A 10,179-nucleotide genomic window follows, 5' to 3' on the forward strand; every position below is an offset into this window, starting at 1 on the left:
ACTATCCTCCTTAAAAGTGTAAAAATCAACCGCATCCCCCGCAGGAAAATTTATTTCCCTCCATAGGCACACTCATGGGATACTTTCCGTTAAAGCACGCGCTGCAAAAACCGCACCGGGCGCTTACGGGAGTTTTCAGCAATCCCTCCAGGCTTAAATATCCCAAGCTGTCCGCACCTATCATCTCTCTTATCTGTTCAATTGAATTGGCGGATGCAACAAGCTGCTTGGTGGACGGTATATCCACTCCAAAATAGCAGGGGAATCTCATGGGAGGGGAGCTGACCCTCATATGCACCTCCTTAGCCCCGGCATTCTTGAGCATTTGTACAATCCTGCGGGTAGTGGTGCCTCTGACTATTGAGTCGTCTATCATTACAATCCTTTTGCCGTCTATGGCACTCTTCATTGCGTTGAATTTTATGGTAACTCCTATTTCCCTCTGCGCCTGATCAGGCTGTATAAAGGTTCTTCCGACGTACCTGTTCTTTAAAAGACCCTGTCCGTAGGGTATGCCCGACTTCTCAGAAAAGCCCATAGCGGCAGTAAGCCCTGAGTCGGGAGCTCCTATTACCAAATCGGCATCCACAGGATGCTCCTCTGCAAGTCTTCTTCCCGCTTCCATTCTCGCCTGATGAACACTTATACCGTCAATGTAGCTGTCAGGCCTTGCAAAATATATAAACTCAAAAATACATAGCTTGGATTCCTCCGGTACCTCGGTCTGAATTGACTCTATTCCCTGTTCACCTATAAGAACTATCTCTCCGGGGTTGACATCCCTCACATATTCCGCCCCTATAGCATCTAGGGCGCATGTCTCGGAAGCAAGCACATATGAATTATCCAGAATACCTATGCAAAGAGGCCTTATCCCAAGAGGGTCCCTCATTCCTACAAGCCTTTTGGGTGTGAGCAGCAGCAGAGAATATGACCCTTTCAAATCCTTTATCATTTTAGTCAGGGTTTCTTCAATGCTTTCACTGGTAATCCTATACCTCGACAGGAGGTTTAAAATAACCTCTGAATCATTGCTGGACTGAAATATTGCCCCCTTGTTCTCTAAATCCGTCCTCAGCTCCAACGCATTTACAAGATTTCCGTTGTGGGCAAGAGCCATCTGTCCATTCCTGTAATTTATTACCATAGGCTGTGCGTTTTCTCTTCGGCTGGCGCCGGTTGTTGAATATCGGACATGACCTATGGCGATCTGCCCCTTAAGGTGGTTTACAACCACGTCATTGAAAACCTCTGGAACCAGTCCCATGTCCTTATGATAAAGTATGGTCCCATTGTCGTTTACCGCAATTCCGCAGCTTTCCTGCCCCCTGTGCTGAAGTGCATACAAGCCGTAATAGGTAAGACGGGCAATGTCGTGACGGTCATTGTTGAATATGCCGAACACTCCGCACTCTTCCCTTAATTTGTCAAATCTTATACCATCCCTCATGCTATTATAAAAATTCATGGTCATTCTCCTATAAACCGCTTGATGACTGTTAGTTTTATATTTCCTTAAGCTTCTCCTGCAAATCGTTATTTTTTTCCTCTACCTTTTTTGCCAATTTCTTTTTATAATCCTTCATCTTCGCCCTTAATTCAGGGTGTAATCCCGATAGTATCTGAACCGCCAGCAGCGCGGCATTTTCAGCACCGTCTATTGCGACTGTGGCTACCGGTATTCCCGTCGGCATTTGAACTATTGACAGCAGCGAGTCAAGTCCGTCCATTGTAGATGATTTAATCGGAATACCTATAACGGGAAGAGTTGTAAACGCGGCTAATACTCCCGGCAAATGTGCAGCCTTTCCCGCAGCGGCGATGATGACTCCAATTCCGTTTTTCTCGGCATTTTTTGCAAATTCGGCGGCCTTGTCGGGTGTTCTGTGAGCAGAACAGACCATAGCCTGCACCTCTACTCCAAAATCCTTAAGAAGCTTTATGCAGCTTTTTAAGGTAGGAAAATCAGAGTCACTTCCCATAATTACAGCAACTTTTGCCGCTTGGTTCTTTTCTAAGGCTTTCGATTTTTTATCCATTCTAACCAGCTCCTTTTGCCACTAAAATATCTGCAACTATATATAATGTTTATCAAAATGCAAAGTCCGGCTTTTATGAAGTCGGACTTTGCATTTTGCTGCTAAGCGTTCGCTATAAAGCTCAATATAAACAGCAGCGCAAATATATACATAAGAGGATGTACCTCCTTATACCTGCCTCTCACTATTTTTACAAGAGAATAGAATATAAATCCAAAGGCGATTCCATCCGCAATGCTGCCTGTCAGAGGCATCATTATGACAGTAAAAAACGCCGGAAGAGCCTCTGCAAAATCCTCAAAGTTTATTTTGCCTACGGAGGACATCATAAGCACGCCCACAATCACAAGCGCGGGAGCCGTGGCATACCCCGGTACTATACCTACAACAGGGGCGATGAACAGCGACAAAATAAACATTATTGAAACCACAACCGAAGTAAGTCCGGTTTTGCCTCCCTCGGAAATTCCCGAGGCACTTTCAATATAGGTTGTAACGTTGCTTGTCCCCAGAACCGCACCTATGGAGGTGGCTGTCGCGTCGGCAAAAAGCGCCTTGTCAAGCTTGGTTTTCATGCCCTTGCCCGAATATTTCATATCTTCATCCTTAAATATTCCGGTTTTTCTGCCTGTGCCTATAAAGGTTCCCAGTGTATCGAAGGTGTCCGAGAGGCTGAAGGACAGTATAAGAGCAAGAACAGTGAATATAGGAAGTGTCTTGAAAAGACCCACAATGTCTAGCTGAAAAAATGTGGGCATCATGGATGGAGGAGCCGAAATCGGTGAAAAGCCCTGTGGTATGGGATTCATTCCAAAAATCACCGACAGCAGTGTAACTCCGAGTATTCCAATGAGCATTGCCCCCTTTATCTTGAGCAGCATTAATACCGCAATAATTACGATTCCCGCTATAGCCATCAAGGTGGTAGGCGAGGACAAGTCTCCGAGAGCTACCAGATTTATGTCGTGGTCAGCTATGATTCCCGCCGACTTAAAGCCTATAAAGGCTATGAACAAACCTATTCCGGCACTGATTGCATACTGAAGGTTTAAAGGCACCGCATTAATCAGCATCCTTCTCACCCTTGTAACAGTAATGATTATATTTATAATACCGCAGATGAACACAATAGCCAGAGCCTGCTGCCAGCTTATCTTTACTGTGCCGCCTGCAAAGCCCGTCAGCACGATGGTAACAAAAAAACTGTTCATACCCATGCCCGCAGCCTGAGCGAAGGGAACATTAGCAACCAGTCCCATGATTATAGTACCGATAAATGCTGAAATACATGTGGCGGCAAACACCGCACTCTGCTCCATTCCTGTCAGAGCCAATATGGATGGATTTACAAAAATAATGTAGGCCATGGTGACAAAAGTGGTCAATCCTGCAACAATCTCTGTCCTTACCCGAGTACCGTTCTCCCTAAGTTTAAAAAACTTATCCATAGAAACTAAACCCTCCCTAAATCATAAATAATAATATGCTCCTTGCTCTCTGAAATATACCTTATGCTTGCTTCGTTGCCTTCTTTTTCACATAAAATATAGTATCAAATTGAAGCACCCTTTGTCAATGAAGCAACGTTAAAAACACGAACATTATTTACCCCACAGGCATAAAACATTCGTGTTTTCTCGGTGTATATTCATATATAGCAAGCTTTTAAGGCCGGGTATTCTTATCGGTCGATTTAAATTGCCTCATTACCCGAATATTCCTAAAACATAAACCATCACGGGTAATGTCAAAACAGACAGAACGGTAGTGACAAACACCCCCTCAGTGGCAAATTTATAATCCGAGCCATACTGTGAGGCAAGTGCCGAAACAATGGTGGCTGAAGGCATGGCCAACTGCAGTACTACTATAGCCTTAACCATTGGATTTAAAAACGGTGCTGCAAATGACATTATTACACATGCCAAAACAGGAACTATAAGCATTTTGACAAAAGACAATATAAACAAAGGATACCTTTTCAGCATATCCGAAAAGCTCTGTATTTTTATCTCTGACAATATTAATCCTATAAAAAGCATGGATAAATATATAGTGGTTTTGCCAAGAGGGCTGAAGGTATCGAATAAAACGGTATATATGCTATTAACCGCCGCATTGGAAGAAATATGCTGACTAAGGTTGGTGGCAATAAAAATAATTCCCGCGGTAAAGGCAACGGTATTTCCATTTATCAAATGCTTTATATTTTCTCTCCACGTATTGTTTTTATGCTTGTTCACCAGATATATTCCGAGAGTCCACAGCACCGCATCATTTGCAATGTTGAAAAAGATGGCGTAAATTATGCCTTCCTCTTTATATATGGAGCTTAAAAGAGGATAAGCCATGAACATTACATTTCCAAACATTGAAAGCATTTTATATATATTTGAAGCAGCGCCCTGAATTTTAAGCGCTTTGCACGCAGCGACACTAATCGCTCCCGATATTAAAATAAAAATTATACCGAATAAAAATATCCACAATCCGTTTAATATTGTCTGCTTCGTAAAATTGTAGCCTATCATGGTTGTAACTATAAGTATCGGCGCAGTAAGCTTTACAACTATCCTTGAAAGTATTACTCCCGAGTTCTCAGGTAAATACTTTGTCTTGCCTGCAAAAAATCCTGTCAAGCCCAGAAGGGTCAACATAACTATCTGTCTTAAAACTATAATGTCCGTTCCCTGCACTTTAAATTCCCCCAAAAGTAGTACTATTTTATACGTCTCATAATAATTTCTTCCTGCCTGGTAACTTCATTTTCAATGCGCTCTAAGATATCCGTATGCTGCTTATACCCGTCAAACAAGGCCTGAACCTTGGGATTGAGCTCATTTTCCAGCCTTACGATATCAGTTTTATCCGCCTTTTGATCCAGCTTCCTGTTAACCTCTTTAAATTGCTTATTCATATCTTCAAATTGCTTATTCATGTCTTCAAACTGCTGCTTCATTTCAGAATACATTTGAGTAATCAGTTCAAAAGCTTTATCTTCCATGCCTTCACGCTCCTTCAAACTTTATTATAGGTGTTTTTACGCAATATTTCAATAATAATATTATTCATATTTACATCTATAAATTTCAAGCTTAAGAGAGATGACGCTGTTTTATATGAAAAAACAGAAAAGCCCCGGCAGCCCAAGTAGGGCTTGACCGGGGCCTTTTTGCTTCTTTCTTACTCTATGCCTGCATCCTTTGTTATAATCAGGCCTATTGGGCTCCACACAGATTCCGCTCCATCTTCATTCCTTGCTTTAACCCTTATAAGGTATGGTGTTTCCGGCTGCAATCCCGTTACTGTGCCCCAAAGGCCGGTTTCCCACGGTGTCTGTGCTATCAGGCTGCCACTGAGATTAAATGCGGCAAGAGAATATAAAGTTCCGTCCACATTGGAATTAGCTCCCCATGAAGCACTTACAGCATCGCTCAATACATTTCCAATAACATCTCTCGAAGGTTTATTTATACTCCACGCCCCAAAGCCGTTCAAATTAACCGACCTTACCCTGTAAGCCGGAATTTGACCATCCTCCGGCAATGTGTATGCATAGCTTGTATTTTTGCCATTGTCAATAACCGAGCCGTTTATCTCTATCTCATAGCTGCTTGTTCCGCTGATTGCACCGTATGTCAGGGTAAGTACGCCTTCGAAAATGTCAGACGAAACACTTGGGGGTGAACCGTACAGCCCCATAGGCACCGCATTGAACATTACATAGGTTTCTCCTCCCAACTGTCCGTGATAATTGTTGCCCCATGATAGCACCGTGCCATTTTCATTTATTGCCATGCTGTGAGAATTTCCTCCTGCAATAGCCGAAGCTTCCGTAATCCCTTCCGCCTGTACCGGGTATACTCCCATTTCAAATGTGCCGTCACCAAGCTGGCCTGCATCATTGTGTCCCAATGACCACACCGTTCCATCCTCCTTCAACGCCATACTGTGAAAATACCCCTGTGCTATGGCTTTAACTTCAGACAGCCCGTTTACCTGTACCGCACTTGTCTTATCGGTCATTGTACCGTCACCAAGCTGGCCCTCCTGATTGCGGCCCCATGCCCATACAGTGCCGTCTGACTTCAGCGCCATGCTGTTGAAGAATCCGCACGCTACAGAGTCTACCCCCGTAAGACCCGTTGCCTGTACCGGACTTATGCTAACGCCTGTGGTCCCATTTCCAAGCTGTCCGCTGGAATTATCTCCCCAGCCCCATACGGTGCCATCTTCCTTTAATGCCAGGCTGTAATTGTTACCGCAAGATATGGCTTTAATTCCTGAAAGCCCTGTTACCTGTACCGGTATTACACTGGGCGATGTGGTTCCGTTGCCAAGCTGGCCTGCGAAGTTATCTCCCCATGTCCACACAGTTCCGTCCTCCTTCACCGCAGCACTGTGATGAAATGAAGCCGATATATCCTTTACCTGTCCAAGCCCTTCTACTTGCACGGGAGCATCACTGATTTCCCTGCTTCCGTCAGCCATTACCAGGCAATTAAGGCCCCATGCCCATACTGTTCCGTCTTCCTTCAATGCCAGACTATTATACCACCCCGCCGATATTTTCGTGATCCCTGTAAGCCCCGTTACCTGTACCGGGCTTGCACTGCTTACTCTTGAAGCATTTCCAAGCTGACCTGCGTTATTATCTCCGCACGCCCATACAGTGCCGTCCGCCTTCAGCAGCACACTGTGGCTATACCCTGCCGAGGCACACTCAATGTCTGATAATCCGGTTATATTTATAGGATTTTTACTTTTTTCCATCGTCCCATACCCAAGCTGGCCTTTACTGTTATCTCCCCATATGAACACGGTACCGTCCTCATTCAATGCCAGATTATGGGAATACCCTGCCGCCACAGCCTTAACACCCGAAAGGCCGGAGGACTGAACAGGTATTGTGCTGTTTGTCACACTCCCGTCGCCCAACTGCCCGCTGCTGTTATTTCCCCATGACCATACAGTACCGTCCGACTTCACAGCCAGACTATATGCGGCACCCACAGATACAGATTTAATTCCCGTCAGCTCCTCTACCTGTGAAGGCATAGAGCAGCTTACAATAGTACCGATGCCTAGCTGTCCATATGAGTTGTCTCCCCATGCCCATACAGTACCATCCTCCTTTAGTGCAAGACTGTTATAGTATCCTGATGCTATAGACCTAACCTGTGTAAGTGCTGCTACCGGTACCGGATTTGCACTATTAAACGCCGTTCCGTCACCTAGCTGATAACAGCTATTATCTCCACATGCATAGACTGTTCCGTTTTCCTTCAGCATTATACTATGCCCAAGCCCACAGGCTATAGCCTTAACCCCTGTAATGCCTGGTATCTGCACAGGAGATGTGACTCTTTCAGGCAATTCGGAGCCGAGCTGTCCATAGCCGTTGTAGCCCCATACCCATACTGTGCCGTCTTGGTCTAATGCCATGCTGTGGAATCCTCCTGCTGCTATTGCCTTTATATCAGTGAGCCCTTCAAGCTGTACAGGCTCACTATTATTTTCGTAGCCTCCATCTCCAAGCTGCCCATAAAAATTATCCCCCCATGCCCATACGGTACCGTCCTTCTTCAGTGCAAGGCTGTGAGAATCTCCGGCCGCTACGGCCTTTACACCTGTTAGCCCGCTTATTTCAGTAATGCCCGATTTATCCTCATCCGAACCGATTCCAAGCTGACCGCTTGAGTTATATCCCCATGACCACACGGTACCATCCTGATTAAGCGCAAGGCTGTGGTAAGTACCACATTTGACATCCGAGATGCCGGACAATCCATGAATACCTTGAGAATACAAAGCTGATGCATATATTCCCGTCGAAAACATGCTCTGAAAAAGGAATACCACCACCACAATCACAGTAAAAAGCTTTTTCTTTTTGAACATAAAAATAGCCCCCCTTGTTAATTACGGTATAAGAAATTGATGTGGCGGCTTACGGCCACTCTCAACCGCATACATAATAATAGATTTGTATGAAATAATAGCAATGATAATTATACATATGTAATCAATTTTTGTCAACATATGCAATAATTTTATATATGTTGACAAAAATTGTAAATATAGAGGAGAAAAAGAAGACTCATTTTTGTTATCAGTTTATAAAGCTTGGAAGGATTTTTACTTTCTATGGAGAATTAAGGATATAGGAAAGGTCTTTAGCATTGCAGTGCGAATGTGAAGCGATCATAAAATCCCACGGGACATTCGCACCTGAAAAAATGTCGGATCGTGGCGTAAATCGGCAGATATACAGGAGTATATTGCGGGGCTGCGCTAATTTTGCTATGAAACTTGTGCATATTGCACAACAAGCGCAACATGCATTTGTGCAATTTGGCTGTCGCTTCCCGTATGGGGAGCGTGGATTGAAATTTCATGGCCCCAGTCATGGTGCCGGTAGACACATGTCGCTTCCCGTATGGGGAGCGTGGATTGAAATTTTTCTGTATTATTCATCGTGCCAACCTCCTAAAGTCGCTTCCCGTATGGGGAGCGTGGATTGAAATAAGCCTAAGGTATCTCTTAGGGTTTTTAGTAAGAGTCGCTTCCCGTATGGGGAGCGTGGATTGAAATTCAACATAATCCCTTGTAACACCAACCTTTTTAGGTCGCTTCCCGTATGGGGAGCGTGGATTGAAATACAAACGAGGATAGCGGGGAAAGGGTGGAGGGCACGTCGCTTCCCGTATGGGGAGCGTGGATTGAAATAATTGTTTTTATCCTGCCTGCATGGTCGTTTAATCGTCGCTTCCCGTATGGGGAGCGTGGATTGAAATTGTTGTGCTTTGTACAGTGGACGGAGATATTAAGGTCGCTTCCCGTATGGGGAGCGTGGATTGAAATAAAATGGACATAGAAAAATCATGCAGGAATTGCAAGGTCGCTTCCCGTATGGGGAGCGTGGATTGAAATCACGCAAGAAAAACACCCATTACAGTTACACCTAAAGTCGCTTCCCGTATGGGGAGCGTGGATTGAAATATAAACTCATGATGAATCATAATGTGCATGGTGGGTCGCTTCCCGTATGGGGAGCGTGGATTGAAATCTATTGCTGACGAAGTAAAAAGGATATGTGATTGGTCGCTTCCCGTATGGGGAGCGTGGATTGAAATAAACGTCTACAAATGAGTGTATACAGCTATGATTGTCGCTTCCCGTATGGGGAGCGTGGATTGAAATAGATGGATTTGACGGATGAAATGGCAAAAGAAATAGTCGCTTCCCGTATGGGGAGCGTGGATTGAAATATCGGGAAAAGGATTATGAAAGTTCGGGTCAATGGTCGCTTCCCGTATGGGGAGCGTGGATTGAAATTCATGGCGTGTTTAAAGCTCAATACCTGTGTGTAGTCGCTTCCCGTATGGGGAGCGTGGATTGAAATGCTGTCCGTGAGATAATCGAAATCAAAAATGGTTGTCGCTTCCCGTATGGGGAGCGTGGATTGAAATTACTCGGTGTCGTTGGTAAAACTGTGAAATGTGGGTCGCTTCCCGATACTTGAAGTGCTGTCAGAAACTCCGTCCCATTGATACATTATTGTTGAACCTTTTTCCTTTAAGATAGAAAACCCTCTGATTTCACTTGGATTTTATTTTTTATATAATGTATATCCAGTATAAAACAAGATTCCAATTATAAACACTATTATCCCAAAATACCCTTTTGCATCACTATATGAATAGCCACGATTTTCATAGAACAAAACAAAACCCAAATATGCAACTCCAGAAAAAATAAACAACAGAATCAAAATTAATAATACAAAATACTTTTTCAATAAAGCTCCCCCCTAGACTATATTCCACGCACCGAACTGGCTCACCTTCTGTTTTATTTTATCATGGCAAACTGGGCAAGGCAAGAACCGTCCCTGCTTGCGCTCCCAACAGAAATAGGACTGACCTAATCACAAGATAAGTCAGCCCTATTTGTCAACAGCTTTGGTGTAGTTGCTTTATGATTATAGGAATTATGATGCTTGTGGCGGATGTGAATTTAAGGCTCGATGTACCAAAAGTGAGAAAGGAAGAATCATATTCCGGCATGTAGACCAAGATTTCCTTGACACTATTGATTTACAGACGGAGAAAAACTTTGATAAGTACAGACTTCGGCA

The 10,179-nt window shown here is 44.0% G+C and carries 7 protein-coding genes and 1 CRISPR repeat array; all 7 genes read right to left on the minus strand.

What is annotated here, in order from left to right; all coding sequences use genetic code 11:
* Nucleotides 1-25: 25 nt before the first annotated feature.
* Nucleotides 26-1,468: an amidophosphoribosyltransferase gene (gene purF, locus DFR58_RS09770; protein WP_114297657.1), complete on the minus strand. Its 1,443-nt coding sequence runs from the start codon at nucleotides 1,466-1,468 to the stop codon at nucleotides 26-28.
* Nucleotides 1,469-1,505: 37 nt separating this feature from the next.
* Nucleotides 1,506-2,039 carry a 5-(carboxyamino)imidazole ribonucleotide mutase gene (purE, locus tag DFR58_RS09775; protein ID WP_114297658.1) on the minus strand — a complete coding sequence of 178 codons (534 nt, stop codon included), beginning with the start codon at nucleotides 2,037-2,039 and terminating at the stop codon, nucleotides 1,506-1,508.
* 101 nt (nucleotides 2,040-2,140) lie between these two features.
* A complete protein-coding gene (locus tag DFR58_RS09780; RefSeq protein ID WP_114297659.1) occupies nucleotides 2,141-3,487 on the minus strand; it encodes an NCS2 family permease in 1,347 nt (448 codons plus the stop codon).
* A gap of 258 nt (nucleotides 3,488-3,745) precedes the next feature.
* Nucleotides 3,746-4,750, minus strand: a complete 1,005-nt coding sequence (locus DFR58_RS09785) for an AEC family transporter (RefSeq protein ID WP_242987521.1) — start codon at nucleotides 4,748-4,750, stop codon at nucleotides 3,746-3,748.
* An 8-nt stretch (nucleotides 4,751-4,758) separates the two neighbouring features.
* Entirely contained in the window at nucleotides 4,759-5,043 is a 285-nt protein-coding gene (locus DFR58_RS09790) for a hypothetical protein (protein WP_114297660.1), read from the minus strand.
* Between the two features lie 179 nt (nucleotides 5,044-5,222).
* Nucleotides 5,223-7,940, minus strand: coding sequence for an RCC1 domain-containing protein (locus DFR58_RS09795; RefSeq protein WP_207659202.1), 2,718 nt, complete (start codon nucleotides 7,938-7,940; stop codon nucleotides 5,223-5,225).
* Nucleotides 7,941-8,399: 459 nt separating this feature from the next.
* Nucleotides 8,400-9,511: a CRISPR direct-repeat array (repeat unit 33 nt; unit sequence GTCGCTTCCCGTATGGGGAGCGTGGATTGAAAT).
* 140 nt (nucleotides 9,512-9,651) lie between these two features.
* A complete protein-coding gene (locus tag DFR58_RS09800) occupies nucleotides 9,652-9,840 on the minus strand; it encodes a hypothetical protein (RefSeq protein ID WP_114297661.1) in 189 nt (62 codons plus the stop codon).
* Between the last annotated feature and the right edge of the window lie 339 nt (nucleotides 9,841-10,179).

Origin of the sequence: Anaerobacterium chartisolvens, assembly GCF_003337415.1 — a bacterium.
In the GTDB taxonomy this organism is placed as follows: Bacteria; Bacillota; Clostridia; order Acetivibrionales; family DSM-27016; genus Anaerobacterium; species Anaerobacterium chartisolvens.

What these genes read in the sequence shown, in the direction of transcription:
- purE (WP_114297658.1), bottom strand. Translation starts at nt 2,039, where the DNA reads ATGGATAAAAAATCGAAAGCCTTAGAAAAGAACCAAGCGGCAAAAGTT.
- DFR58_RS09790 (WP_114297660.1), bottom strand. Translation starts at nt 5,043, where the DNA reads ATGGAAGATAAAGCTTTTGAACTGATTACTCAAATGTATTCTGAAATG.
- DFR58_RS09795 (WP_207659202.1), bottom strand. Translation starts at nt 7,940, where the DNA reads ATGTTCAAAAAGAAAAAGCTTTTTACTGTGATTGTGGTGGTGGTATTC.
- DFR58_RS09780 (WP_114297659.1), bottom strand. Translation starts at nt 3,487, where the DNA reads ATGGATAAGTTTTTTAAACTTAGGGAGAACGGTACTCGGGTAAGGACA.
- purF (WP_114297657.1), bottom strand. Translation starts at nt 1,468, where the DNA reads ATGAATTTTTATAATAGCATGAGGGATGGTATAAGATTTGACAAATTA.